Origin of the sequence: Onishia niordana (assembly GCF_004798965.1) — a bacterium.
In the GTDB taxonomy this organism is placed as follows: Bacteria; Pseudomonadota; Gammaproteobacteria; order Pseudomonadales; family Halomonadaceae; genus Onishia; species Onishia niordana.
In genome coordinates this window covers 1-416 of the sequence record NZ_SDSD01000021.1, presented here as the reverse complement: position 1 = coordinate 416, position 416 = coordinate 1, and the positions used below count along the sequence as shown (strand labels likewise).

General features: G+C 40.6%; 1 protein-coding gene. It reads left to right on the top strand.

Annotated features, from left to right (window positions below):
* On the top strand, positions 1 to 390 hold a 390-nt coding region (locus tag ETC27_RS17795; protein WP_205742762.1), incomplete at its 5' end, for an MBL fold metallo-hydrolase.
* Positions 391 to 416 lie beyond the last annotated feature (26 nt).

Below are 416 nucleotides of genomic sequence, written 5' to 3'. Positions count from 1 at the left end.
ATTGTCGAAAATATCGACCGTATCAAAGGGCTCTTCATTACACATGGACACGAGGATCACATCGGTGGTATTCCCTTCTTGCTTAAGCAAGCGAATATCCCTATTTATGCAGGTCCGTTATCACTTGCTTTAATTCGTGGAAAATTGGAAGAACACGGGCTTTTGCGTGATGCAAAACTCTTTGAAATTCATGCGGACAGCGAAATTAAATTTAACAACTTAAGTGTTAACTTTTTCCGTACAACTCACTCCATTCCAGAACCTTTGGGTATTGTTGTGGAAACACCTCAAGGTAAAGTTGTAGCCACAGGTGACTTCAAGTTTGACTTTACGCCTGTTGGTGAGCCCGCTGAAAAAAAAAAAAGCAGTCTCATTGAATTCAGGAAATAATTCAGAACTCCCATGAAGATTCCTCC